28 protein-coding genes are annotated in these 24,355 nt (G+C 44.8%); 19 read left to right on the forward strand and 9 right to left on the reverse strand.

Features of this window, described 5'->3' with window-relative positions; all coding sequences use genetic code 11:
* Window positions 1-35 precede the first annotated feature (35 nt).
* The gene (locus BTO30_RS02280; RefSeq protein WP_075397103.1) at window positions 36-1,526 is read left to right on the forward strand and encodes a coproporphyrinogen III oxidase; all 1,491 of its coding nucleotides are present in this window, start codon (window positions 36-38) and stop codon (window positions 1,524-1,526) included.
* A gap of 85 nt (window positions 1,527-1,611) precedes the next feature.
* The gene (locus BTO30_RS02285) at window positions 1,612-2,385 is read left to right on the forward strand and encodes an enoyl-CoA hydratase (RefSeq protein ID WP_143331895.1); all 774 of its coding nucleotides are present in this window, start codon (window positions 1,612-1,614) and stop codon (window positions 2,383-2,385) included.
* 40 nt (window positions 2,386-2,425) lie between these two features.
* Here the strand turns inward: BTO30_RS02285 and BTO30_RS02290 are convergent, their stop codons facing one another.
* Window positions 2,426-2,611, reverse strand: a complete 186-nt coding sequence (locus BTO30_RS02290; protein ID WP_075397105.1) for a YhzD family protein — start codon at window positions 2,609-2,611, stop codon at window positions 2,426-2,428.
* A gap of 133 nt (window positions 2,612-2,744) precedes the next feature.
* Between BTO30_RS02290 and yhaM the strand changes: the two genes are divergently transcribed.
* A complete protein-coding gene (gene yhaM, locus BTO30_RS02295) occupies window positions 2,745-3,689 on the forward strand; it encodes a 3'-5' exoribonuclease YhaM (protein WP_075397106.1) in 945 nt (314 codons plus the stop codon).
* Window positions 3,690-3,724: 35 nt separating this feature from the next.
* Here yhaM and BTO30_RS02300 read toward each other — a convergent pair whose 3' ends face one another.
* The 5 genes from BTO30_RS02300 to BTO30_RS02320 form a co-directional block, all read right to left on the reverse strand.
* Complete coding sequence (locus BTO30_RS02300; RefSeq protein WP_075397107.1) at window positions 3,725-4,684, reverse strand: peptidylprolyl isomerase; 960 nt, start codon at window positions 4,682-4,684, stop codon at window positions 3,725-3,727.
* Window positions 4,685-4,791: 107 nt separating this feature from the next.
* Complete coding sequence (locus tag BTO30_RS02305; protein ID WP_075397108.1) at window positions 4,792-4,980, reverse strand: hypothetical protein; 189 nt, start codon at window positions 4,978-4,980, stop codon at window positions 4,792-4,794.
* Window positions 4,981-5,059: 79 nt separating this feature from the next.
* Window positions 5,060-5,608 (reverse strand): DUF3267 domain-containing protein, encoded by a 549-nt coding sequence (locus BTO30_RS02310; RefSeq protein ID WP_075397109.1) that lies wholly within the window; start codon window positions 5,606-5,608, stop codon window positions 5,060-5,062.
* Between the two features lie 116 nt (window positions 5,609-5,724).
* The gene (locus tag BTO30_RS02315) at window positions 5,725-6,297 is read right to left on the reverse strand and encodes an HTH-type transcriptional regulator Hpr (RefSeq protein ID WP_075397110.1); all 573 of its coding nucleotides are present in this window, start codon (window positions 6,295-6,297) and stop codon (window positions 5,725-5,727) included.
* A 166-nt stretch (window positions 6,298-6,463) separates the two neighbouring features.
* Window positions 6,464-6,832: a YtxH domain-containing protein gene (locus tag BTO30_RS02320; RefSeq protein WP_075397111.1), complete on the reverse strand. Its 369-nt coding sequence runs from the start codon at window positions 6,830-6,832 to the stop codon at window positions 6,464-6,466.
* Between the two features lie 102 nt (window positions 6,833-6,934).
* Here BTO30_RS02320 and BTO30_RS02325 point away from each other — a divergent pair, with 102 nt between their 5' ends.
* Window positions 6,935-7,120, forward strand: a complete 186-nt coding sequence (locus tag BTO30_RS02325; RefSeq protein WP_075397112.1) for a hypothetical protein — start codon at window positions 6,935-6,937, stop codon at window positions 7,118-7,120.
* Here the strand turns inward: BTO30_RS02325 and BTO30_RS02330 are convergent.
* Window positions 7,111-7,521: an HIT family protein gene (locus BTO30_RS02330; RefSeq protein ID WP_075397113.1), complete on the reverse strand. Its 411-nt coding sequence runs from the start codon at window positions 7,519-7,521 to the stop codon at window positions 7,111-7,113. The genes BTO30_RS02325 and BTO30_RS02330 overlap by 10 nt on opposite strands.
* 126 nt (window positions 7,522-7,647) lie before the next feature.
* Between BTO30_RS02330 and BTO30_RS02335 the strand changes: the two genes are divergently transcribed.
* Together BTO30_RS02335 and BTO30_RS02340 are read left to right on the forward strand one after the other, a co-directional pair.
* The gene (locus tag BTO30_RS02335; RefSeq protein ID WP_075397114.1) at window positions 7,648-8,385 is read left to right on the forward strand and encodes an ABC transporter ATP-binding protein; all 738 of its coding nucleotides are present in this window, start codon (window positions 7,648-7,650) and stop codon (window positions 8,383-8,385) included.
* Window positions 8,382-9,596: an ABC transporter permease gene (locus BTO30_RS02340; protein ID WP_075397115.1), complete on the forward strand. Its 1,215-nt coding sequence runs from the start codon at window positions 8,382-8,384 to the stop codon at window positions 9,594-9,596. The genes BTO30_RS02335 and BTO30_RS02340 overlap by 4 nt, the downstream gene beginning before the upstream one ends.
* Window positions 9,597-9,680: 84 nt before the next feature.
* Here the strand turns inward: BTO30_RS02340 and BTO30_RS02345 are convergent, their stop codons facing one another.
* Entirely contained in the window at window positions 9,681-10,193 is a 513-nt protein-coding gene (locus tag BTO30_RS02345; RefSeq protein WP_075397116.1) for an antibiotic biosynthesis monooxygenase family protein, read from the reverse strand.
* Between the two features lie 179 nt (window positions 10,194-10,372).
* On the opposite strand from BTO30_RS02345, the gene hemE reads away from it, so the two are divergent.
* The 9 genes from hemE (at window position 10,373) to BTO30_RS02390 (ending at window position 20,478) form a co-directional block, all read left to right on the forward strand.
* Complete coding sequence (hemE, locus tag BTO30_RS02350) at window positions 10,373-11,404, forward strand: uroporphyrinogen decarboxylase (protein WP_075397117.1); 1,032 nt, start codon at window positions 10,373-10,375, stop codon at window positions 11,402-11,404.
* A 73-nt stretch (window positions 11,405-11,477) separates the two neighbouring features.
* A complete protein-coding gene (gene hemH, locus BTO30_RS02355; protein ID WP_075397118.1) occupies window positions 11,478-12,422 on the forward strand; it encodes a ferrochelatase in 945 nt (314 codons plus the stop codon).
* A 15-nt stretch (window positions 12,423-12,437) separates the two neighbouring features.
* Window positions 12,438-13,856: a protoporphyrinogen oxidase gene (gene hemY, locus BTO30_RS02360; RefSeq protein WP_075397119.1), complete on the forward strand. Its 1,419-nt coding sequence runs from the start codon at window positions 12,438-12,440 to the stop codon at window positions 13,854-13,856.
* 120 nt (window positions 13,857-13,976) lie between these two features.
* Complete coding sequence (locus BTO30_RS02365; protein WP_075397120.1) at window positions 13,977-14,549, forward strand: TetR/AcrR family transcriptional regulator; 573 nt, start codon at window positions 13,977-13,979, stop codon at window positions 14,547-14,549.
* Window positions 14,550-14,615: 66 nt separating this feature from the next.
* Window positions 14,616-16,898 carry a YhgE/Pip family protein gene (locus BTO30_RS02370; protein WP_075397121.1) on the forward strand — a complete coding sequence of 761 codons (2,283 nt, stop codon included), beginning with the start codon at window positions 14,616-14,618 and terminating at the stop codon, window positions 16,896-16,898.
* 101 nt (window positions 16,899-16,999) lie between these two features.
* Window positions 17,000-17,971, forward strand: coding sequence for a YncE family protein (locus BTO30_RS02375; protein ID WP_075397122.1), 972 nt, complete (start codon window positions 17,000-17,002; stop codon window positions 17,969-17,971).
* On the forward strand, window positions 17,949-18,623 hold the full coding sequence (locus BTO30_RS02380; RefSeq protein ID WP_075397123.1) for a response regulator transcription factor: 675 nt from the start codon (window positions 17,949-17,951) through the stop codon (window positions 18,621-18,623). The genes BTO30_RS02375 and BTO30_RS02380 overlap by 23 nt, the downstream gene beginning before the upstream one ends.
* Entirely contained in the window at window positions 18,623-19,996 is a 1,374-nt protein-coding gene (locus BTO30_RS02385; RefSeq protein ID WP_245796306.1) for a sensor histidine kinase, read from the forward strand. Before BTO30_RS02380 ends, BTO30_RS02385 begins: the two co-directional genes overlap by 1 nt.
* Window positions 19,997-20,010: 14 nt before the next feature.
* Window positions 20,011-20,478, forward strand: coding sequence for a FixH family protein (locus BTO30_RS02390; protein WP_075397125.1), 468 nt, complete (start codon window positions 20,011-20,013; stop codon window positions 20,476-20,478).
* 59 nt (window positions 20,479-20,537) lie between these two features.
* Here BTO30_RS02390 and yhfH read toward each other — a convergent pair whose 3' ends face one another.
* Window positions 20,538-20,672, reverse strand: a complete 135-nt coding sequence (yhfH, locus tag BTO30_RS02395; RefSeq protein ID WP_075397126.1) for a protein YhfH — start codon at window positions 20,670-20,672, stop codon at window positions 20,538-20,540.
* Between the two features lie 144 nt (window positions 20,673-20,816).
* Between yhfH and BTO30_RS02400 the strand changes: the two genes are divergently transcribed.
* The 4 genes from BTO30_RS02400 (at window position 20,817) to BTO30_RS02415 (ending at window position 24,306) form a co-directional block, all read left to right on the forward strand.
* Window positions 20,817-21,551, forward strand: coding sequence for an MBL fold metallo-hydrolase (locus tag BTO30_RS02400; protein WP_075397127.1), 735 nt, complete (start codon window positions 20,817-20,819; stop codon window positions 21,549-21,551).
* A gap of 87 nt (window positions 21,552-21,638) precedes the next feature.
* Window positions 21,639-23,186, forward strand: coding sequence for a fatty acid--CoA ligase family protein (locus BTO30_RS02405; RefSeq protein ID WP_075397128.1), 1,548 nt, complete (start codon window positions 21,639-21,641; stop codon window positions 23,184-23,186).
* Between the two features lie 107 nt (window positions 23,187-23,293).
* The gene (locus BTO30_RS02410; protein WP_075397129.1) at window positions 23,294-24,007 is read left to right on the forward strand and encodes an AzlC family ABC transporter permease; all 714 of its coding nucleotides are present in this window, start codon (window positions 23,294-23,296) and stop codon (window positions 24,005-24,007) included.
* Window positions 24,004-24,306, forward strand: a complete 303-nt coding sequence (locus BTO30_RS02415; protein WP_075397130.1) for an AzlD domain-containing protein — start codon at window positions 24,004-24,006, stop codon at window positions 24,304-24,306. The genes BTO30_RS02410 and BTO30_RS02415 overlap by 4 nt, the downstream gene beginning before the upstream one ends.
* The last annotated feature ends 49 nt before the right edge of the window (window positions 24,307-24,355 follow it).

Consider the following 24,355-nt stretch of genomic DNA (forward strand, 5'->3'; position numbering starts at 1 on the left):
GGGAAAGTGCAGAGGAAGAAAGGGGATGGACACAGGTGTTCATTCAAATAAAAGGGCTTCAGGATGAAAAATTAATCCGGCCTGTTCAATTAATTTCCAATTTATTTTTTGAAGAAACGACTTTGACCGATGAAGAGAACGATCTGGTCATGGCGTTTACGATAACAGAATTAAAAGCATCGGTCGTTTTTTTTGCGGGCGGAAACGAATATACATCTAGCTGGATGATCGATGAACTGCCGGAAGAAGAAAAATCGCGTCGAAAAGTGATAAAAAATGCGGTATCACACGTTGTATTGGATGTGCTGACGCAGTATACGGGCATCACGCAAAATTGGGGTGTGCTGACCGGCATCCGCCCGACAAAGCTGATGCATAAACAAAATCAAGCGAACGCTGATAAACATGAAGCGCGCAAGCATTTAAAGGAAACGTATATGATTTCCGATGACAAAATTACGCTGATGGAACGAATTGTGGAGCGTCAGCTGACGATGGTGCCGGATCTGTATGACCTGCGACGTGAAGTGAGTGTGTATATCGGCATTCCCTTTTGCCCCACAAAATGCGCGTACTGTACGTTTCCCGCGTTTGCGATTCAAGGAAAACAGGGGCGCGTTTCATCCTTTTTAAGCGGTCTTCATTATGAAATGGAGAAAATCGGTGACTGGCTGAAAGAAAATAAGGTAAAGATCACCACGGTCTATTACGGAGGCGGGACACCGACATCGATTATTGCGCAGGAAATGGACGAGTTGTATGAGCATATGTACAATGTGTTCCCGGACGCAGAAAAAATTCGTGAAATCACGGTTGAAGCAGGACGGCCCGATACGATTACACCGGAAAAGCTTGATGTGTTGAACAAATGGAACATTGACCGGATCAGCATTAATCCGCAGTCCTACACACAGGAAACACTGCGGGCGATCGGCCGTCATCATACAGTGGAAGAAACGATCGAAAAGTTTCATCTCGCCAGAAAAATGGGCATGAATAACATCAACATGGATTTAATTATCGGCCTGCCGGGTGAAGGAACCGCTGAATTTCAGCATACGCTCGATGAAACCGAGAAATTAATGCCGGAATCACTTACTGTCCATACACTGTCCTTTAAACGGGCATCGGAAATGACCCAAAATCGGGATAAATATAAAGTAGCCGGGCGCAATGAAGCGGAAAAAATGATGGAAATGGCGGAAAAGTGGACAGAAAAACATGGCTATGTACCCTATTATTTATACAGGCAGAAAAACATCGTCGGCAACCTTGAAAATGTCGGCTATGCGGTGCCTGGTCAGGAAAGCATTTATAACATCATGATTATGGAAGAAATGCAGACCATTATCGGAATCGGCTGCGGGGCGGCCAGTAAATTTATCGATCCGGAAACGGGCAAGATCGAACAATTTGCCAACCCGAAAGATCCAAAATCGTACAATGACCGTTTCATGGAATTTACCGACAAAAAAATTGAAAAATTAAATAAGCTTTTCCAGTCAGAAAAAATAACGTCCCGTTAAGAAAGCGGGACTTTTTTCGACCGAAAAACTATGAATAACTGTTCATTTTTTGTATGATAAGGATAGAACGATGGGAGGCGAAATGATGAGTGCTGTGCTTTGTTCAATTAAAGAAGAAATTGCGTATATTCAATTTAACCGTCCCGAGTCCATGAATGCTTTGAATGCGGAATTGATGAAAGAATTGTGCATGTGCTTAAAAGAAGTAAGCGGAAATGGTGAAGTGAAAATGGTTGTTTTATCCGGAGCGGGACCTGTTTTTTCAGCAGGGGGAGATATAAAACAAATGCTGTCTCAGATGGATGAAGCACAATTTAGCAGCATTATGGATACGATATCGGATATTGCACTGGCATTTTATTCGATGCCGAAGCTGACGATTGCGGCGATTCACGGTGCTGCGGCGGGTCTTGGGCTCAGCATTGCGCTCGCTGCTGACTTTGTGTTATGTGAAACAGATTCAAAAGTGGCGATGAATTTTATCGGCATCGGTTTAATTCCGGATGGCGGCGGCCATTTCATGCTGGAGCGGCGTCTCGGCCCAGTAAAAGCGAAAAAAGTGATTTGGGACGGAAAAGTAATGAGCGGCACAGAAGCGGCGGAGATGGGGCTTGCAGACCGCGCTGTCGCATCGGGCACCATCAAAGAGGAGATTGATTATCTTATTCAGGAACTTCAGCACAAGCCGCTCGAGGCGATGATTAAAACGAAAAAAATTATGGCGGATTTAAATCGTCCGCAGTTACTTAAAACGCTTGAACTTGAAAAGCAAGGACAATTGAAAATGAGAGAAACGGACGATCACCGAGAGGGCATTAAAGCCTTTTTAGAAAAGAGGAAGCCCGTTTTTAATCAATAAAAAACGCGCGCATTCCATTTAGTTGAATGCGCTTTCTTCATTATGCATGAAAAAGCAGCAGCTTTCCTTCAGGTGATGTACAGCGGTGTGTTTTCCTCTCGTACGCATGCTCATGCAGCAGCTGTGCACCCCGTTCTTTCGCCTGCTCATCGGTTGTCGATTCGAAAGACACATCCAGCAATTTTTCGCCATCTTTTTCAAAAACGGTCAGTTTATACGTTTTCATTTCCCTGCACCCCTCCAGACGTGATACCATTATTGTACACAATTTTGAAAGAAGAAAAAAGCAGGATTCATACAGAAGGAACGTATGGTCTATGCTATAATAAAAAGAAGAGTGCAATGAGGAGGATGAGAACTTGGATAAAGGAATTACACAGTATGAAGCAGGAGAAAGCGTAGATTGCTTTTTGATGATCCGCTCAGCCGTGAAAAGTACAGCGGTGAACGGAAACCCATATTTGACGCTGATGCTTCAGGATACGAGCGGGGAAATTGAAGCGAAACTGTGGGATGCGAAGGATGAAACGGTTAAAATGTATACACCGCAGACGATTGTGAAAGTAGCGGGTGAAATTCAAAATTACCGCGGCCGCATGCAGCTGAAGCTTCGTCAAATTCGTCCGGCATCACCACAGGATGGGATGGAAGCGGGTGATTTTGTTGAAACAGCCCCGCTCAGCCAAGAAGAAATGGCCGATACGATTACACAATTTATTTTTGAAATGAAAAATCCGCACATTCAGCGCATTACCCGCGCGTTACTAAAAAAATACCATCAGCCATTTTTAGAATATCCGGCCGCGACCAAGAATCATCATGAGTTTGTATCCGGTCTTGCGTATCATGTGGTTTCGATGTTAAAGCTCGCCAAATCCGTCGCGGACCTTTACACGTCATTGAACCGGGATTTGCTTTATGCAGGGGTAATTTTACATGATCTCGGCAAAGTAACGGAATTGTCCGGTCCGGTTGCCACAACGTATACAGCAGAAGGGAATTTGATCGGGCACATTTCGATTATGGTAAATGAAATTGGCCAGATGGCGAAAGAACTTGGCATTGAAGGAGAAGAAGTAATGGTGCTTCAGCATATCGTGCTCTCACACCATGGAAAAGCGGAGTGGGGAAGTCCAAAACCGCCGATGATTAAAGAAGCGGAAATGCTTCATTACATTGATAACCTCGATGCGAAAATGAATATGCTTGACCGGGCGCTTGAACGGACAAAGCCGGGTGAGTTTTCCGAACGCATTTTTCCGCTTGATAATCGTTCATTTTATAAGCCGAATTTTTCTAAGTAAAAGAAAAAAGCACCTGCGGGAGGTGCTTTTTTCTTTTACTTCGCTTCTTTAGTGGTTGATTCTTCGTCCGATGCCGCATCATCTTCTGTCGCTGCATCTTCTTCAGCTGGAGCTTCTTCCTTCGATTCTTCTTCTGTTTCAAATGCGCCTTTTAAATCTTCATCTGTCACTTTTACATCCGCCGCTTTCATTTCTTCATCAAGCTTTTTCTGGAGTGTCTCAGAGTCGATTTTGGATTGTTTCAATTCGTCTGTCATTTGATCTTTCATGTCTTCGAAAGATCCTTTTTCTTTTTGTTCGGTAATTTTAATAATATGGTAACCGTAATCCGATTTAACGGGTTCACTTACTTCATTTACTTTTAATTTACCGAGTGCTTCTGTAAATTCCGGAACGAATTGGGCGCGTCCTGCGTTGTCAATCCAGCCGAGGCTGCCGCCATTTTCAGCTGAACCGGGATCGGTTGAATATTCTTTTGCAAGCGCAGCGAAATCGCCGCCATCAGCCAATTTTTGTTTTACTTCTTTTGCCGTCGCTTCATCTTCCACAAGAATGTGGCTGACGTTAATTTCCGGCTGCCACTTATCGTAATATTCTTTTACTTCTTCATCCGTTACTTTCACGTCTGCAAGTGCCGCTTTTTCACGGAGAAGCTCAAGCTTTAAAAACTCTTTAAAGCCGTCTTCATCGAGGCCGTATTGCGCCAAAAACATTTCATATTGGGCGCCGAGCTGTTCTTTCGCTGTTTCGACTTCTTTTTCCAGCTCTTCGTCGGTTACTTCGTATTTGTCAGAGAGGACTTTTTTCTGCATTAATTCCTGCAGCGCCTGCTCCATTTGCGGACCGTATTTGTCTTTCATTTCCGCGTACAATTCCGTATCGGTCACGTCACCTGCTTTTGATGTCGCGATAACGTTTCCATCATTTGCGCCGCCGCAGCCTGAAAGTGCAAGTACACCAGCTGCGAGTGATAGCGGCAATGCCCATTTCTTCATGCAAAAAACAACTCCCTAATGTTCATTTAATCTGGATTCCTCACACCACTATATCACAGTTCAAGACGGTGGAAAAGAAAAGACCCGTCTTTCAATGAAAGGCGGATCTATACGTATAATATTTCGATGTAAGAAGTGGATAATAAGATGACGATTAAAATATTCACCGTACGGAATATTTTTTCGTGGCGTTCTTCCGGAATTTCTTTTTGAATGCAAAGTAAATTTGTCATTCGATTTATATGGTACAGAATAAATACCGAGAAAATGATAAACGTAATCATAAGCGCGATCATGGCATAATTTCCCCCTTTTTTCCTTGTCCTTTTAACTATATCAAACTGTCGGTTAAATTGAAAACAGAACCCGCCGGCATCATCGCCAGGCGGGAGGTTCATCAGGAATTAAAATCTCAAAGCCTTCTATGTCTTCTTCAATCATCGATCCTTTTGGACACGAGACAATAGTTTTTAAATAAAGAAAGTCAAACGAGCAAATGCCGGTATGAAAAGCGGCAGCCATCGTAAAATAATGCAAAAAATGCGGCCATAGTACGGCGCCGGCAAGAAGCAGCGGCGTCATGATGAAAAATGGCAATAGTAAGCAGGCCATATACCGGTGTTTCGAGACGGGTTTTCGCGTCGTAACCGTTAAGACAGGAAGAAACGAATATTTCCGCTCCCACGTCAATTTTGGCTGGTAATGGATGACTGGAATCAAATGAATAAATTTATGAAACGGGTAAACCGCGAACAGACCGGCAGCAAACCAGGCAAATCCTGTTGCGTGCAGCGGTTCTGAATAATAAGACTGCATGGATGAAAAGGCGACTGAAAAAACGAGCATCGTTGTCATCATGGAGAGGACAAACAGCTTATTGAATCCGTACGTTTTTTCGAAATTAAACGTCCGCCAGCATTTCATATAAAGATAACCTCCGCCTTGCGTAATATACTTGCTGCTTACATAATTTACGATGGCGGCGCATAAAAAGCAAGGGTTATTTTTAAAAAAAGGAAAACATCCGGCTTATGGTCTGTTCAGCCGGATGTTTTTGACCGTTCAGCCCGCAGCAGCTTCCCGTTTTCTTCATCAAAATCTTTTTCAATGTTATGAATCGATGTTTCGAATATGTCCATAAAGTCGTCGCCGTAAATATTTTTGATAATGGCCATCAATTCAGCGAGATCAGGAAATTTGCCAAATAATTCGCGAAGCGGGGCACTTCCTTCAAACACAAGGTTTGACTCCGGATCATACTGCTCCATTAAATCGAAAATAAGCTGCTCACCTTCTTTTGTGAGCTCGACATAGGTATTACGTTTATCATCTTCCTTTTTAGAAAAGGTCAAAAGACCGCGCTCTTCCAGTTTTTTTGAGAAATTAAAAGCGGTTGATACGTGCATGACACCGAAATTGGCGACATCGGAAATGGACGCGCCTTTTAAATGATGCGCAATCCATAGAATGTGATGTTCATTAATGTTTAAATCGTACGGTTTAATCCAGCGCTGCCAATCTTTTTCTACGGCTTTCCAAAGGGCTTTTGACAATTGGGCCATTCGTTGGCTGAACATAAACGCTTCTTTCATCGTGAATTGATGATTAGACATTTTTGCACCTTCTTTTTCTATTTTCCCCACCCTGAATGAATATTAGACTGATTGATTTATATTATGCCAATAAAATAAAAGAATGGAAAGAGGAAATTCCGAAATTTTTGAAATAGCTGAAAATAAAAAATACGCAGAGGATGATAAACATCTTCTGCGTGCAAGATTACTTTTTTGACCCCGGCTGCGGCAGTGTTTCCTGCAAATCTTCGACCGTTTTTTGAATACCGGCTATTTCTTTTTGAAGCGCTTCTTTATGAGGCTCGATGCTTTCTTTCCAGAGAGCCGCATTCACTTTTACACTGCTAATGATGTCCGGTGCGTCTTTCTTTGCGGTTTCCACGAGCCGCATAACCGCTTCTTTTACCTCCGCCGCATTATCTTTTATTTCCATTGCCGTCAGCTTGGCTGAGACTTGAGCATCTTTTATTTTTTCCCGCGTTTCCCGGCCGCTCGCCGGTGCGTTAAAAAGGGCAGCTGCCGCACCTGCCGCGAGTCCTGTTAATAAACCTGTAAACATTGCTTTTTTATTCATTTTTTCACCTCGTTAGTCATTCCTGTTTTCGAATTGCATATATATATTGAATAGCTTTTCCCGAATTTTTTATTCTACAAACGTACAAAAGGGGCGGGTCAGATGGCGGGAGTTATTTTCGGATTGTTTTCACTGGCATGGATTTTATTTGCGAGCATGCTGTGTCATGTCGGCACGGCGAAGAAAAGTGTGCCGGCGACAGCATTACGTTTGAAAAAAAGAGCCGGCCAGATTGGCGTAATGGGAATGCTGTCACTGGCTGCGGCTATTTTGCTTCATTACAGCTGATGGCGGATCGCCGCTGCGATTTCTTTTAAATCATATGCTTGATTATGCTCTTTAAATACCGGATGGAAGCCGTCGTCTGAACCGTAACGCGGGATCAAATGCATGTGGTAATGGAAGACTGTCTGTCCGGCTGTTTCCCCGTTATTGTTCAGCAAGTTCATGCCTTTCGGTGAAAAAGCAGCCTGGATGGCATCCGCCGTTTTTTTCACCGATTCAAATAAAGGCGCAGCCATATCCGGCGTCAGTTCAAATATGTTTCCCTTATGTATTTTCGGGATGACAAGCGTGTGTCCTTTTGTGACCTGGCTAATGTCCAGAAAGGCATACACATGCTCATCTTCATACACTTTTGCCGACGGAATGTCCCCGTTTACAATCGTGCAAAAAATACAATCATTCATCATCAAACACTCCTTTACGTTTCGTTGTCAAAATTTTAGCACATAATCATGGGGTGGGGAACTATGTCCTGATGCGCTTATTTTGATACAATAAAGGTAACGGATTTAGAAGGAGAGGACGTTGTTATGTCTTTATTATCAGTGAAGGACCTGACAGGCGGATACACGCGCAAACCCGTTTTGCACGATGTATCGTTTGAAGTCGGCAAAAATGAACTGGTCGGGCTGATCGGGTTGAACGGTGCCGGTAAAAGTACAGCCATAAAACATATAATCGGTTTGATGGAACCGTCAAAAGGAAACGTGCAGATCAATGGGCGGACATTGGAAGAAAGTCCGTCCGATTACCGGCGTCAATTTTCATTTGTGCCGGAAACGCCTGTCTTATACGATGAATTGACGCTTGAAGAACATATGAGACTTACGGCAATGGCGTATGGGCTGTCGGAATCAGAATATGAGAAACGGATCGGGCCGCTGTTAAAGGAATTTAGACTTGAATCGAAAATGAAGTGGTTTCCGGCTCATTTTTCAAAAGGAATGAAGCAAAAAGTCATGATTATGGGTGCATTTTTAACAGAGCCGACGCTTTATATTATTGACGAGCCGTTTGTCGGTCTGGATCCGCTCGGCATCCGCTCATTGCTTGACTGGATGGACAAAATGAAAAATGGCGGCGCAGGGATCTTAATGTCGACGCACATTTTGGCCACGGCGGAAAAGTATTGCGACAAGTTTGTAATTTTGCATGAAGGCCGCATTCGGGCAAAAGGAACGATGGACGAGCTGCGGCGAGAATTCAATATGCCGGGCGCGGCACTTGACGATATATATGTAGAGCTAACAAAGGAAGAGACGCTATGAAGTTTTCAGCGGATGAGCTTTTTAAAGAACGGGCCGCGTCTTATTACACGGAAGTCCGTAAATATACGCGTTACATGTTAAATGATCATTTTCTCTTCGTTCTTGTGTTTGCGCTCGGTGCGGCACTTTATTACTACAGCGGCTGGGTGGAAACAATTGATGAAACGTTTCCTGCGCCGCTTTTAATGGCCGCCGTTATGGGTGTAGTACTGCTATGGAGCCCGGTATATACGTACATAAAGCGGCCGGATACCGTATATTTATTGCCGCTTGAAAAAGAGATGAAGCCGTATTTGAAAAAAGCGGTCTGGGCAAGCTTCATCGCGCAAAGCTACATCATTGTCGCATTGCTTGCGTTTTCGATGCCGATGTATGCCGTGTCACAAAACACCGGTTTCGGAAACTTTTTCATTTTTTTAGCTGTTCTTTTTGCGGCAAAACTATGGAATTTGTTTTGCCGGCTGTATTCCCTCAATTTACCGTCGAATGACGCACGTGTGATTGACCTGGCTGTCCGGCTTTTGCAAAATGGTGTGCTTTTATATGCGGTTTTCGCCGGTTATGACGCGATTGCCGGTTTCGCCGCCTTTTTGATGTTTCTTTGGGTATCGTATATGCGCCGGCTAGGCAATCGCCCGCTTAAATGGGAGCTGCTTGCGGAACTCGAAGAAAAACGCCTTGCCGGCTTTTACCGCATTGCGAATATGTTTACAGATGTGCCGCATTTACGAGGCACGGTGAAGCGGAGAGCATGGCTTGATGGTGTGCTGCCGGGGCCAAAAAGCGATACGCATACGTATTTGCTGTTCCGGACGTTTGTGCGCATGAATGAATATTTCGGCTTGTATGTCCGTCTGACCGTCATTGCCGCGCTGATTATTTTATTCAGCGGTACGATGCCTGTCCAGTTAATGGCCGCGCTGTTATTTTTATATTTAACAGGTTTTCAATTAATGCCGATTGTATTGCGGCACGATCACATTATTTGGCCGCGGCTATATCCGCGTGGAGGCGGTGAAAAAAAAGAAGCCGTGCAGAAATTGCTTATGCGTGGGATGACTTTGCAATCGATTTTATTTGGTATTTTGGCCGTCGTAAATGGAACCATCATCGGTGCGGGAATTGTCCTAACGACTTCACTCTCGTTTGCCATCGCCTTTGTTCATCTTTACGCTCCAATGCGTCTGTCAAAAATGGGCGGATTTAAATGATTTGGACCGGGTTGATTTGCCTCATGGGGTCTATTCTCAACCGTATCCAACAGAAAAAAGCTGCCTGAACGGCAGCTTTTTTAATTATTGATCTTCTGATGGAATGGTATACGTCGTTAAATAGGATGGACCGGAAAAAATATTCGGCCGTTTATCGAGCCCTTCTTCTGTGCCGCGCTTTTTATGAGCCTGGCTGTAAGCGTCAGATGTCTTCCAATTTTCAAATGCTTTTACATCTTCCCATTGTGTGAAAATGACATACGTATCGGAATTAAGCGGACGCAGAACACGGATGGCGATAAAGCCCGGTTCATTTTCAATCGCACCTGCGCGGTTTTTGAAGCGGTGCTCAAAAAGCGGCCGTCCTTCATCCGTCACCGGGATGTTGTTTAAGACGGCATAACCGCGTTCCGCCATGTCACCGGCCGCGTCCACAATTTCATATCGCCGCGGTGACTCAAATACACTTTTTCCGTTCGTTTCATGAACAAGAGCTGCGGATTCCGTTCCATCCATCAGCACCATTTTTTCTCCGGCATGCTTCTTTTTAATCGTTTTTAAAAAATCATACGTTCCGCTTGTAATATAGACATTCATCCTGATCACCTCAAAAATAAGTATATCCTGTTCTGTACCCTGTCTTCCATTTTTAACACTTCAAGCGGGGCTGTTTTGGCAAATTTCCGAACAACGCATCCTTTTAGTGAAAACGTGTGGATGGTGGGCTATAATAGTCAATAGTGATTCTAATCTGTGAAAGGTGGCACTCAATTCATATGAGGCAAATTAATGATACATTTTTAAAAGCGGCGCGCGGAGAAAAAACGGAGTACACACCGGTCTGGTATATGCGTCAGGCAGGCCGTTCGCAGCCGGAGTACCGCAAGTTAAAAGAAAAATATTCACTGTTCGAAATCACGCATCAGCCGGAAATCTGTGCGTACGTAACACGTCTGCCGGTGGAACAGTACGATGTGGATGCAGCGATTTTATACAAGGACATTATGACGCCGCTTCCGGCAATCGGTGTGGACGTAGACATTAAATCGGGAATCGGCCCGGTGATTTCCAATCCGATCCGTTCACAAACAGACGTAGAAAAACTTGGAGACATTGATCCGGAAAGCGACGTTCCTTACGTATTGGAAACGATCCGCCTTTTAACGCAAGAGCAGTTAAATGTGCCGCTCATCGGTTTTGCAGGTGCGCCGTTTACGCTTGCGAGCTATATGATCGAAGGCGGGCCGTCGAAAAACTACAATAAAACAAAAGCTTTTATGTATGCGGAGCCGAAAGCATGGTTTGCGCTTATGGATAAGCTGGCGGAAATGACGGTTACATACGTGCGCGCGCAAGTGAAAGCGGGTGCTAAAGCGGTTCAAATTTTTGATTCATGGGTCGGCGCCTTAAACGTGGCCGATTACCGAACATTTATTAAACCGGCGATGGAGCGTATTTTCAGTGAACTGAAGAGTGAAAATGTACCGCTTATCATGTTTGGTGTCGGTGCGAGCCATCTGGCAAAAGAATGGCACGATCTTCCGCTTGATGTGGTCGGTCTGGACTGGCGTTTGTCCATTCAGGAAGCGCGGGCTATGGGCTTAACGAAAACTTTGCAGGGCAACCTGGACCCATCGATTTTGCTTGCGCCGTGGAATGTCATTGAAGAGCGTGCTAAAGCGATTTTAGATCAAGGGCTTGCATCACCGGGGCATATTTTTAACCTTGGGCATGGTGTTTTCCCTGAAGTAAATCCGGATACATTGAAACGTCTGACAGCATTCGTTCACGAATACAGCGCAAAATAAGCACTCTTTTTTGAAACGTACGTTTATTCGTGCCAAAATAAAGAGAATGGCTAAATGATGAGGTGGGATAAGCATGACAAGGAAAAAAATGGGCCTTCTAGTAATGGCGTACGGCACGCCTTACAAGGAAGAAGATATTGAACGGTATTACACACATATTCGGCACGGCCGCACGCCGTCTGCCGAGATGCTGGACGACTTAAAAAGCCGATATGAAGCGATAGGAGGCATTTCACCGCTTGCAAAAATAACCGAGGATCAAGCGTCAGAGCTGGAAACCTTTTTAAATAAAATGCAGGACGACATTGAATTTAAAATGTACATCGGGCTGAAACATATTGAACCGTTCATTGAAGATGCCGTGCAGCAAATGAAAAACGACGGCATTGAAGAAGCGGTTTCGATCGTTCTGGCACCGCATTTCTCAACGTTCAGCGTCAAATCGTACAATGGCCGCGCCGCGGAAGAATCAGCGGAAATTGGCGGACCGTCTATTACGTCGATTGAAAGCTGGTATCATGAACCGAAATTTATTCAATACTGGGCTGATAAAATTAAAGAAACAATCGCATCTATGACAGATGAAGAAAAAGAACATTTCGTCTTAATCGTATCCGCACACAGTCTGCCGGAAAAAATTATTGCAGCGGGTGACCCGTATCCGGAGCAGCTGAAAGAAACAGCGGACTTGCTCGCAGGCGCTGCCGGTGTGGAACGGTATGCGGTCGGCTGGCAAAGCGCCGGCAATACGCCGGAGCCGTGGATCGGCCCGGATGTGCAGGATTTGACACGTGATTTGTATAAAACAAATGAGTATAAAGCCTTTCTATATGTGCCGGCGGGATTTGTCGCGGATCATCTTGAAGTGCTTTATGATAATGACTATGAATGTAAAGTGGTGACGGATGAAGTAGGAGCAGCCTACTATCGCCCGCTAATGCCGAATGCACGTCCTGAATTTATTGAAGCGCTCGGAGATGTTGTAATGAAGCATTTGAAAGAGAACGGAAAACTTTAAAAAGAAGGCGATATCGTGGAAGACAATCGTAAAAAAGTAGCGGTCATCGGCGGCGGCATTACCGGACTTGCCGCGGCGTTCTATTTGCAAAAACAGACAGGACAGCCTGTGGATGTCACGCTGATTGAAGCCTCCAGCCGTCTGGGCGGAAAAATTCAAACGGTGAAAAAAGATGGTTTTATCATTGAGCGCGGGCCTGATTCCTTTCTTGAGCGGAAAACGAGTGCAGCGCGCCTGGCAAAAGAAGCCGGTTTGGATCATCTGCTGACAAATAACGCAACCGGAAAATCGTATGTGCTTGTCGGTGAAAAGCTTCACTCCATGCCGGAAGGCTCTGTCATGGGCGTGCCGACCAAAGTGTCTCCATTCGTGACAAGCGGTCTTTTTTCGCTGCCGGGGAAAGTGCGTGCGTCCGCTGACTTTCTTTTGCCGAAATCAAAACCGAAAGCGGACCAGTCACTCGGTCAATTTTTCCGTCGCCGTCTCGGTGATGAGGTCGTGGAAAACTTAATTGAACCGCTGTTATCAGGCATTTACGCCGGCGATATCGACAATTTAAGTTTAATGGCCACGTTCCCGAACTTTTATCATGCCGAACAAAAACACCGGAGCCTCGTACGCGGCATGAAAAAAATGACCCCGTCGTCAAAGCAGCCGGCACCGCGTGAACAGAAAAAAGGCATTTTCTTAACGCTTACCGGTGGACTGGAATCGCTCGTTGAAGGAATTGAATCAAAACTCTTGCCGGGTTCGGTGCTCAAAAATACATCTGTCAACCGAATCGTGCGACAGCCGGATGGCCGCTATTTTTTACATTTGTCTAACGGGAATATTATGGAAGCAGACAGTGTTGTTTCGACGGTACCGCATACGATTTTACCGGATATGCTTCCAGATTATGATTTTTTCGATGTCTTTCGCAATATGACGGCAACATCAGTTGCAACCGTCGCGATGGCTTTTCCAGCATCAGCGGTAAAAGAAAACTTTGACGGCACCGGCTTTGTTGTTTCGCGAAACAGCGACTATACGATTACAGCGTGCACGTGGACACATAAAAAATGGCCGCATACGACGCCTGATGGGAAAGTGCTGCTCCGCTGTTATGTCGGCCGCGCAAATGATGAAGCAGTCGTTGATTTGCCGGATGCGGAACTTGAGCGCATCGTGATGAACGACTTAAACCGGATGATGGATATAACCGGAAAACCGGACTTTACAATCATAAGCCGCTGGCACGAAGCGATGCCGCAATATATGGTCGGCCATAAAGAACGTCTTGCGGCTGTATCAGAGTACATGGTGAATGAACTGCCGGGCCTGTACATCGCGGGCAGCTCATTTAACGGTCTCGGCATCCCGGACTGTATTGATCAGGGAGAAAACGCTGTAGAAAAAGTCTTATACTATTTGCGGACCGGACAGCCTGTTTGACCGCAAGCGGAATTCAATGATCATTGAATTCCGCTTTTTTGTTGACAGAGAAAGGAGGCAGAATTAAAATGAAAGAACGAAATGACCAAATTGTTATTTCGGTCAAAAGAGGTGGCATGAATGGCGGTTGACCGTAAAAAATTGATAATCGAAGCAGCAACAAAATCTTTCACTCTATTTGGCTATAAAGCGACGACGATGGATCAAGTGGCGAAGCTTGCCAATGTGGGGAAAGGGACCATTTATACTTTTTTTAAAAATAAAGAAGAACTGTTTGAAGAGATTATGACAACGCTTATACAAGAAATGAAACAGGCGGCGGAATCAGTCATTGATGAAAAACATTCCTTTCATGATAATGTACAACGCGCCTTGTTTGAAATTCTTCAATTTCGCACGAAGCACCAGCTGGCGGTCAAACTGTTTCAAGAAGAAAAAGAAATGGGTACACCTGCCGTTATCGATGCGGTCAAGAAGATGGAAGAAGCGATTGTCCGGTATATTGCAAATCAAGTATCAGCTGCGATAGACCGAAATGAAATAAAGCCCTGTGATCCGGAAGCAGCCGCATTCATTATGCTGAAACTGTATGTGGCACTTGTTGTCGACTGGGAAAGACGGGGCAAAGCGTTAAGCAAACAAGAAATCACGCGTTTATTTGAATTATACGTATTTGAAGGGTTGGCCAAATAATGCCTATCCTTTTAATTTGCTGTAAAATGACCGAATGAACAAAATAGTCACTTGGGAGGTGTTAATATGTTTTTAAAAGAAATCAAAGAAATCGTAAAAAGCCGTATGCTGCTCCTTTCGGTGATCGCCGTCATGATGATTCCTCTTTTATATTCGGGTGTATTTCTTTGGGCATTTTGGGACCCATACGGTCATCTTGATAAACTGCCGGTTGCCGTTGTTAATCGTGATAACGGAGCAGATTTTGAAGGAGAGAGGCTGGAACTTGGTGATGAATTGGAAAAAGAATTGAAGGATAGCAGTGACTTTGATTTTCATATTGTCACATCTGAACAAGCCATGGACGGACTTAAGAATCAGGAATATTATATGGTGATCGACATTCCGGAAAACTTCTCGGAAAATGCCACGACATTAATGGACGAGCAGCCAAAGAAGCTTGAATTATCGTATACACCGAATGAAAGCTACAATTTTGTTTCATCGCAAATCGGCCAGTCGGCGATGAAAGAAATCCGTTCCTCTTTGCAGGCGAGTGTGACGAAAACCTATGCAGAAACCATGTTTGACAATATAAAAAAAATGGGTGACGGGTATATTGAAGCGAGTGATGGAGCAGGTCAATTAGATGAAGGTGCCTTAAAAATAACAGAAGGCACAAATGAGTTTAAAAAAAATCTTGAAAAACTGGCAGACCGTTCTGTGAGTTTTTCATCGGGCATTGAAAAAGCAAACAAAGGATCAAAAGACGTAGCGTCCGGTGCAGCGCAGTTATCAACAGGGCTTGCACAGCTTCATGATGGACAGACGAAACTCATCGATGGCGGCAATCAGCTGCAGGCAGGGACAGCAAATCTTGCATCCGGTGCTGCTGAACTAGAAAATGGACTCAACACCATTGATGGGGAAATGAATGAACTAGTGGAAGGGACAACCTCCGCGAAAGCAGGAGCCGATCAATTTCGTGAAAAACTGCCGGAACTGTCAAGTGGCACAGCATCCATTGCAGCCGGCGCCGATCAATTACAGGCTGGCATGACACAGTTCGAAAAAGAACTGACCAGTCAAATTTCCGCTGCTCAAAACACGCAGTGGGAGCAGCTGCAGCCGATACTGAAGCAGGTGATGACAGCGGACCAGATGGCGGCATTGGAAGCTGAAATGACCGCGAATCAGCAAAATCTGACTGATGGCATTGCAGAAGGGTTCAATGAACTGCAGGCAGGTAGCCGTCAAATTGAAGTCGGTGCGAAAGAATTAAATCAAACTGTATCAGGGCCCTTATTGGAAAATATGAACCAATTAACTGCCGGGCTCGGTAACATACAAAACGGACAGATGCAGCTTCAATCAGGAATCGGAAAACTATCAAAAGGTGCCGGCCGTTTAAATGAAGGCGTTGAGCAGCTTCAAACAGGTGAAAACGATCTTCTCACCGGACTTAACACGATGGCAGAAAAGGTAAACGAAGCGAAAGCCGGATCGGAAACGCTCGCGAAAGGAGCAGATGAGTTGTTAGTTGGCTTGACGGAGCTTGCAGGCGGATCACATGCATTGTCGGAAGGGGCAGACAAATTAGCAGATGGTTCTGCGGAACTGGCATCGGGATCATCTGAACTAGAAAAAGGAACGAAAGAACTTCATGACGAACTGGAGAAAGCAGCGGATAAAACGGATGACGTCAAAGCCGACGACAAAACATATGACATGATGGCTGAACCGGTTGATGTGGACGAACAGACTTTTCATGACGTGCCGAATTACGGAACGGGGATGGCACCATACATGTTGTCGCTCGGTTTATTCGTCGGCGCGATTATGCTGACCATTATTTTTCCGTTGAAAGAACCGCCTGAGCAGCCCAAAAATGCCTTTTCATGGTTCACTGGAAAACTTGGGGTATTCATTCTGGTCGGCTGCGTACAGGCTGTCGCTGCCACATTCTTTTTACTGGCTGGTCTTGGTCTTCACGTTCAAAGTGTGCCGAGGTTTATTGTCATGGCGCTTATTGCAAGCTTTTCATTTATGACACTCATTCAAATGCTGGCGACCATTCTCGGCAACCCCGGCCGATTTATTGCGGTCTTAATTTTAATCAGCCAGCTGACCGCGAGCGGGGGAACATTCCCGCTTGAACTGATCCCGGATGCCTTGCAGCACATAAACAAATTGCTGCCGATGGCGTACTCTATAAACGCATTCCGCGCTGTTATTTCAAGCGGTGACTACGCCTTTATGTGGCAAAATGCCGCAGTATTAATTGGATTTGCCTTGTTTAATATGATGATGACGGCGATTTATTTCCACGGTCAGTTTAAACGGCAGTATGGACGGATAGAAACAGTGTAAAGACGGCCCCTCAGCCGTCTTTTTTTCTTTGCCTTCATTTTTTCACACTTATTTCACACGTATTCTTTATAATATAAGAAGCAGCGGGAGGAGGCATCTTTTTGAAGCGAATCATGATCATTCTTTTATTCCTTGCCGGATGCAGCCAGACGTCATATACTCCTGTAAAGGAAAATGAGTTTGCGGCGGTGCTGAACATACGTGAACCGGGATTAACATTTGTAGATAACGATGGTTCCGTCATCTCGGAATGGGTATTTGATGAATTGTATACGGGTGGTGTCTTATTTCCGGATGGAGACACGTTATTATTATATGGTACCGAACTTGATGAAGCCGTTCTTTTTTCCATCAGAAAAGGAAAAGAGCTGGACAGATGGGAAGTGCCGTCAGGGGTAACAGGAGCTGCTTATATAGAGGAAACGGATGAAGTAGCCCTTTCAGTAAAAGAAGACCGGTCTGTTCACTTCTTTCAGGCAGACGGGAAGGAAATAAAAAGCGTACGGACGGGCAAATACCCGATGACCATGGTGGAATATAATGAAAAACTGTATGTCATTAATTATCAGGATACGGTTTTATCGGAAATGAATGTACATACGCATGAAGTTGAACGGGAATTTGCCATTCCGACATCATCAGCTGGACTTGCTGTTGACGAATCCAAAAAAGAGTTATGGGTAGGCGGCCATGGTTACGCAGCTGATGCAGGTGAAACGATTCACATTTATTCGCTGGAAACGGGTTCCTTGACGGCAACAGCTGATGCGCCCGTCATGCCGGTTGCATTTGCCGGAGACAATGGTTTTATGTATACCGTCAGCCACGGTTCAAATATGATTCACGCTTTTAATCCCGGCCGGGAAAAAGTGGCTGAGGCGGAAGCACCGGCAAATCCGTTTACAATTGCCTCGTTTGCCGGCCACATTATTTCCGCCGGGTATGATAGCGGCGAGCTGTCTTATTATGAAAAAGAAACGCTGACCTTACAGAAGACGATCAAGATCGGGGAAGGTCCGTTTATGATATTTGTAAAGGAAGGTGGAATGGATGGCGCACGTCTTAATCGTTGATGATGAACAGGATATGATCGATCTCGTTTCGATGTATATTGAAAACGCCGGTTATACGGTCAGTACCGCTTTAGACGGGGAAGCAGCAGAGCGGAAGGTAAAAACAGATAATCCTGATCTTGTGCTGCTCGATATGATGATGCCAGGCAAAGACGGCTTTGCCGTTTGTGAAGCGATCCGTTCGTTTAGTGATGTCCCTATTGTTTTTTTAACAGCGAGAGGAGAAGAATGGGATAAAGTACGCGCGTTTGGCATCGGCGGAGATGACTACATCGTGAAGCCGTTTTCACCAGGAGAAATGACCGCGCGTATTCAAGCGCTGCTCAGGCGGACCGGAGCGGAGGACGGTAAAAAAGATCTCATTAAAACAGGTGCATTGACGATTGATGTCCCCGCGCGTTCTGTCAAGATCGATACATGTTCTGTTCCGTTAACAATGAAAGAATTCGATTTGCTCGTTTTACTGGCGAAAAAGCCGGGCCGTATTTTTTCACGTGAAGAATTGCTTGAAACAGTCTGGGGGACTGATTACTGGGGCGGTACACGGACGGTGGATACGCATGTGAAGACATTACGCATGAAATTGGGCGCAGATGGAAGCCACATTGAAACGGTGTGGGGAATCGGCTACAAGTTTTCGGATGGTGCATGATGACACTGGCAAAAAAATGGTGGATTACACTGCTTGTATTGGTTCTCGTGACAGTCGGTTCGGCATTCGGCCTTGCCTACATCTTATATGAAAAATTATATGTTGATAGCGTAAAGGAAGAACTTGTGTCTGCCGCTGAAAAACTGGCTTATGATTACGAAGGCGGTGAACTCAATCAAACATTTGTCGATCAAGTCAACTGGTTTAGTGAGAAGTCACCATTTGAAGCTTTTGCGGTCCGTAATCCTCGTGAGCTTGCTGCCTGTATACCGTATGAAGCCGATTATGAAACATTAATAGGCCCCGAAGAAAGGGAGAAGCTTTTACAAAATAAACGGATTGAAGAAACGGGCTATTCGGAACGATTTGAGAGGGAAATTCTTTCCGTTATTTTTCCGCTTTTAGAGGACAGGAAGCTAAAGGGTATTATTTACGTATACGTCCCGCTCGAGCGGATGGATGAACTTGCATCAAGTTTAATCATTTACTGGGCGGCAGGTGCGATTGCATTAATAGGTTTTTTATTGTTGGCTGGCATGAAATGGATACGCCATCTTACAAAGCCGCTGAAAGATATGCAGTCTGCCGCTGTTCGATTATCAAAGGGAGACTATTCGGCCCGTGTGCCGGAGCGTTCCCATGATGAATTAGGCCTGCTTGCCAGAACATTTAATGAAATGGCCGATGCCATCGAAACCGAAGATGAACAAAGGAAAACATTTTTGGCTACGGTATCGCACGAACTGCGCACGCCGCTCAGCTATATAAAAGGGTACAGCGAAGCGGCGCTGAAGGGACTTGACGGACAGGAAAAACAGCTTGCGATTATTCACCGTGAATCGGTGCGGATGGAGCGGCTTGTCAACGATCTGCTCGAGTTAAACCGGCTGGATTCGGGAAAGATGAATGTGGAAAAAACACCGCTTCCGCTTGCGGAAACCGTTTATCGAACCGTTGAGACATTTCAGGCGGCGGCTGGAAATAAAAAAATAGACTTTCAATTGAAAATTGACGCTGACATTATCGTAAACGGGGATGAAGACCGGCTTGAACAGGTGATGACGAATATTATTGACAATGCGATCCGTTATTCGGAAGAAGGCGGCACGATTCAAATGACTCTGCTTCAAGAAAAGGAAAAAGCAAAATGGATTGTCCGTGACAACGGTGCCGGCATTCCGGCAGAAGATTTAGAAAAGGTAACAGATCGCTTTTACCGTGTGAATAAAGCACGGACAAGAAACGATGGAGGATCAGGACTTGGATTATCGATCGTCAAGCAAATTGTTGAACTTCATAACGGGGAATTAACGATTGAAAGCACGGCAGGTGAAGGAACAACTGTGACCGTTGCACTGCCGGCAATAACATAAAAGGAGATTAGATGATGAAAAAATGGATGGCCGTTCTTTTCATGATGCTGGTGTTCGTGCTGGCAGCATGCGGTGAAGAAAAAGTGAATGAAGAGACACCTGCTAAACTAGAACCGATTGAGGCAAAGCTGACGGTTCCCGAAACCGCTGCATTAAATGAAAAAGTAACGATATCAACGACTGTGAGACAAAATGGCGAAGCGGTGGATGATGCGGATGAAGTAAAATATGAAATTTGGAAAGACGGCGCAAAAGAAGAGGGCGAAATGATCGAGGCAGAAGCGAAAGGAGACGGCGTTTATTCCATTCAAAAAGCATTCGATGAAGAAGCAGTCTATTATGTACAGGTGCATGTAACAGCCCGGGGTCTTCATACGATGCCAAAATCACCGGTCGCAGTCGGCAATGCGACAGTGCCGGCAGATACAGATGCATCCGGTAAAGAAGAGGATCATGAGATGGAGGATCATATGAATCATTAAACAGCAAAAACACCGGCCAAGGCGTAGCCGGTGTTTTTTTCATGGAATTGGCTCGACGATTAAATTTCTTTAATATTCGAGCAAGAATGGCAAGTGTTGCTGTAGCAGTCATGCTGTTCTTCAATCTGTGAACCACAGCTCGCACATTGTTTTGCCGGTAAGTTTTTGAAAAATTCAACGATACTTGAAATCATACGTTAACTCTCCTTTGTTATATAACTGTTTGATTTGTTGTATTTATTGTATTATAACAGAATACAGATCGTCAACCGTTTTTGCAAATTTATTTTAATTTTTCGAAAAAAGGGAATACAATAAAAAAGAGAGGAGAATGAGGGATGAATATAACGGTGATTGGCTGCTGGGGAGCATTCCCGAAAGTAAATGAAGCAAGCAGCGGATACTTAATTGAAGAAGAGGGATTTACATTATTGATTGACTGCGGGAGTGGTGTGCTTTCAAAGCTGCAAAACCACACGAAGCCCGCTGAACTGGGAGCGGTCATTTTATCCCATTACCACGCTGACCATATAGCAGACATCGGTGTGCTGCAGCACGCGCTGTTAATAGATTCTTTTATTGAAAAAACAAGGGATCAGCCTCTTCCGATATACGGTCATCAAGAGGATGATGATTTTAATAAACTTACATATAAAAATATAACCGCCGGCGTTGCCTACAAGGCGGATGAAACGCTTGTCATTGGCCCATTCGCCATCACATTTTTGAGAACCAATCACCCGGTGCCTTGCTTTGCGATGCGGATTGAATCAGGAGGGCATACAATCGTGTACACAGCGGATACCGCATTTAAAAAAGAATTGGCCGCATTCGCGAAAGGCGCGGATGTGATGCTCGCAGAAAGCAATTTCTATAAGGGAATGGACGGTTCATCCGCCGGACACATGACGTCAGAAGAAGCGGGGACGATTGCTGCTTCGGCTGGTGTTCGTAAACTTGTATTGACACACTTACCTCATTTTGGTGATATTGAACAGTTAAAAAATGAAGCGGCCGAACAGTTTGGCGGCACGATATTGCTTGCGCATGAAAATATGGAGATCGGATTATAAGCCGCGGGTTGCGGCTTTTTTTTATGTCCTGTATAATAAAAAGCAGGAAAATGAATGACTATTCATTTATGAAAAGGGGATGGAAGGATGAATGCAGCAAAGGCACTCGAACAGACCGCATTGAAATCTGCGGATAAAACAGCTTACACGTTTATGGGTCAGTCGGTCACATACAGGGAATTAAATGAATCTGTTAATCGATTTGCGGCTGGGATTCAATCAGCGGGGATGAAGAAAGGCGATCATATGGCTCTTTTGCTTGGGAACTCTCCTCAATTTATCATTTCATTATATGGTGCCATGCGTGCCGGCGTGACCGTCATTCCCATCAACCCCATTTATACACCGGATGAAATTGGCTACATTTTGCGAAATGGTGATGTCAAAGCGGTCGTTCTGCTGGATATACTGCTGCCGGCTCTAGAAACATTAAATGAACATCTGCCTTCGATTGATCAATATGTTGTATGTGAATCAGGTGATGAACGGGCAGCTGGTCTCGCTCCGGCCAATTCATCGATTTACACAAAGATGAAAACGTTTTCTTATTTATTGGCGAATGACGGCGCTTTTCAAGAACCGGCTATGGATGAAGAGGAGACCGCAGTTATTTTATATACATCCGGGACGACAGGAAAACCGAAAGGAGCGATGCTGACGCATAAAAATGTATATTCCAATGCGCGCGACATTGCGGATTACCTCGATATCTCAGAACAGGATACCGTTGTAACGGTTCTGCCCATGTTTCATGTTTTTTGTCTGACGGTTGCCTTGAATGCGCCGATTGTCCGCGGAGCGACGATGATTATTTTGCCAAGGTTCAGCCCGAAAGAAGTATTTGATGCTGTAAATGCACAGAAAGCGACCATATTTGCCGGTGTACCAACGATGTATAATTTTCTGTATCAATTCGAGCAGGGAGACCCATCCGACTTTTCATCCATTCGTCTTTGTATTTCAGGAGGGGCTTCTATGCCTGTTTCACTGCTTGAACAGTTCGAGAAAAAATTTAACGTGCAAATCTCAGAAGGGTACGGCCTGTCAGAAGCAAGTCCGGTTACTTGCTTCAATCCGCTCGATCGACCCCGTAAAGCCGGTTCGATCGGCTGCTCTATTTCCAATGTGGAAAACAAAGTTGTCAATGAACTCGGAGAAGAAATGGAGCGCGGTCAAGTAGGTGAATTAATCGTCCGAGGACCGAATGTTATGAAAGGCTATTATAAAATGCCGGAAGAAACAGCCGTTACTATTCGAGACGGCTGGCTGTATACTGGAGACCTTGCCCGTCAGGATGAAGAAGGCTATTTTTATATCGTTGACCGGAAAAAAGATCTGATCATTGTTGGCGGCTACAATGTGTATCCTCGTGAAGTGGAAGAAGTGCTCTATGCACATCCGGCTATTATTGAAGCGGCAGTTGTCGGTGCGCCGGACCCGGATTACGGAGAAGCTGTTCTGGCTTTCGTTGTGCAAAAAAGAGACGGGCTGACAGCAGGAGCGGTCATTCAATATTGCAAAGAACACCTTGCAGCGTATAAGATTCCGCGGTCAGTTGAGTTTTTACAGGAGCTGCCGAAAAATACAACAGGAAAAATATTAAGGAGGTCATTAAAGGATCAAATATTAAAATAAACAAGATGGCCTGCGTATGTCCTGCTGGATGTACGCTTTTTTTTCGGTTGTCGGCAAATGAACAAAGCGTTATAATTTGTTGAAAAAAGGAGAGAGGAGGAAAAATGGTGGAAACGGCAGCTGCGGAGCGCGGTGAATTTAAAGAAGGGTTTTACGCAGGGACTGGTATTGCGATTGGCTATTTCCCTGCGGCACTTACATATGGACTGTTGGCAAAAAGTGCAGAGCTGTCATTCGTTGAAACGATGTCGCTTAGCATTTTTGTCTTTGCCGGTGCAGCTCAATACATAGCAATTAGTTTAATTGCTCTCGGGACAGGTATTTTTGAAATTGTCCTGACGACATTTATATTAAACATCCGGCATTTTTTAATGTCAGCAGCGCTGAATGAAAAAGCGGAAGATGAATCTTTTTGGAAAAAAGCGGCCTATTCGTTTGGCGTAACGGATGAAACATTTTCAGTTGCATCCATGAGGAAGGGCAGCATCAATGCATCGTATATGGCGGGTCTTATTATCATTTCCTATTCGAGCTGGGTCATCAGTTCCGGACTCGGATACATGGCGGGAAATGCTTTGCCGCAGGTTGTACAGGAAAGCATGGGGGTCGCTCTTTATGCGATGTTTATCGGCTTGCTTGTTCCATTACTGAAAACGAGTCATAAAGCAATTATTTTGGCTGGAACAGCCGCTTTGCTAAATTGTATTTTTATTTATTCCGACACGCTTTCAAGCGGCTGGGCAATCATTGTGTCTACTCTTTTAGCCGCTGTTTCAATTGAAGCAGCTGATCAAATGAAACGAAAGGGGCAATCTTTATGAGTGCAGAAATGACGGCTATTGTTTTCGGTATGACCGCTGTCACCTATATTCCGCGCATGCTTCCTTTTATGATGTTTAAAGGCAAAGAACTGCCCGCTTTCTGGCAGGGCATTTTGCGGAACGTGCCGTATGCGACATTGGGCGCGCTCATTTTTCCCGGAATTTTAACGTTTCATGAAAATTTATGGTTTGGCATTGCCGGGGCGGCGGCAGCATTTTTCATTGCGTTTACCGGCGCCAACATTATTTTTACTGTACTCGTTTCGATCGGGATTTTGACGCTGCTATCGATGCTGTGAAAGAGGAAATACGCGTTCAAAAAGCACCCGTATCAAATAGATACGGGGC

Origin of the sequence: Domibacillus antri (genome assembly GCF_001936625.1) — a bacterium.
Classification (GTDB): domain Bacteria; phylum Bacillota; class Bacilli; order Bacillales; family Domibacillaceae; genus Domibacillus; species Domibacillus antri.

Bases quoted from the DNA above. Each gene is read 5' to 3' on its own strand.
- BTO30_RS02285 (WP_143331895.1), top strand. From the start codon at position 1,612: ATGAGTGCTGTGCTTTGTTCAATTAAAGAAGAAATTGCGTATATTCAA.
- BTO30_RS02290 (WP_075397105.1), bottom strand. From the start codon at position 2,611: ATGAAAACGTATAAACTGACCGTTTTTGAAAAAGATGGCGAAAAATTG.
- BTO30_RS02300 (WP_075397107.1), bottom strand. From the start codon at position 4,684: ATGAAGAAATGGGCATTGCCGCTATCACTCGCAGCTGGTGTACTTGCA.
- BTO30_RS02305 (WP_075397108.1), bottom strand. From the start codon at position 4,980: ATGATCGCGCTTATGATTACGTTTATCATTTTCTCGGTATTTATTCTG.
- BTO30_RS02310 (WP_075397109.1), bottom strand. From the start codon at position 5,608: ATGAAATGCTGGCGGACGTTTAATTTCGAAAAAACGTACGGATTCAAT.
- BTO30_RS02315 (WP_075397110.1), bottom strand. From the start codon at position 6,297: ATGTCTAATCATCAATTCACGATGAAAGAAGCGTTTATGTTCAGCCAA.
- BTO30_RS02320 (WP_075397111.1), bottom strand. From the start codon at position 6,832: ATGAATAAAAAAGCAATGTTTACAGGTTTATTAACAGGACTCGCGGCA.
- BTO30_RS02325 (WP_075397112.1), top strand. From the start codon at position 6,935: ATGGCGGGAGTTATTTTCGGATTGTTTTCACTGGCATGGATTTTATTT.
- BTO30_RS02330 (WP_075397113.1), bottom strand. From the start codon at position 7,521: ATGAATGATTGTATTTTTTGCACGATTGTAAACGGGGACATTCCGTCG.
- BTO30_RS02335 (WP_075397114.1), top strand. From the start codon at position 7,648: ATGTCTTTATTATCAGTGAAGGACCTGACAGGCGGATACACGCGCAAA.
- BTO30_RS02340 (WP_075397115.1), top strand. From the start codon at position 8,382: ATGAAGTTTTCAGCGGATGAGCTTTTTAAAGAACGGGCCGCGTCTTAT.
- BTO30_RS02345 (WP_075397116.1), bottom strand. From the start codon at position 10,193: ATGAATGTCTATATTACAAGCGGAACGTATGATTTTTTAAAAACGATT.
- hemE (WP_075397117.1), top strand. From the start codon at position 10,373: ATGAGGCAAATTAATGATACATTTTTAAAAGCGGCGCGCGGAGAAAAA.
- hemH (WP_075397118.1), top strand. From the start codon at position 11,478: ATGACAAGGAAAAAAATGGGCCTTCTAGTAATGGCGTACGGCACGCCT.
- BTO30_RS02365 (WP_075397120.1), top strand. From the start codon at position 13,977: ATGGCGGTTGACCGTAAAAAATTGATAATCGAAGCAGCAACAAAATCT.
- BTO30_RS02370 (WP_075397121.1), top strand. From the start codon at position 14,616: ATGTTTTTAAAAGAAATCAAAGAAATCGTAAAAAGCCGTATGCTGCTC.
- BTO30_RS02380 (WP_075397123.1), top strand. From the start codon at position 17,949: ATGGCGCACGTCTTAATCGTTGATGATGAACAGGATATGATCGATCTC.
- BTO30_RS02385 (WP_245796306.1), top strand. From the start codon at position 18,623: ATGACACTGGCAAAAAAATGGTGGATTACACTGCTTGTATTGGTTCTC.
- BTO30_RS02390 (WP_075397125.1), top strand. From the start codon at position 20,011: ATGAAAAAATGGATGGCCGTTCTTTTCATGATGCTGGTGTTCGTGCTG.
- yhfH (WP_075397126.1), bottom strand. From the start codon at position 20,672: ATGATTTCAAGTATCGTTGAATTTTTCAAAAACTTACCGGCAAAACAA.
- BTO30_RS02400 (WP_075397127.1), top strand. From the start codon at position 20,817: ATGAATATAACGGTGATTGGCTGCTGGGGAGCATTCCCGAAAGTAAAT.
- BTO30_RS02405 (WP_075397128.1), top strand. From the start codon at position 21,639: ATGAATGCAGCAAAGGCACTCGAACAGACCGCATTGAAATCTGCGGAT.
- BTO30_RS02415 (WP_075397130.1), top strand. From the start codon at position 24,004: ATGAGTGCAGAAATGACGGCTATTGTTTTCGGTATGACCGCTGTCACC.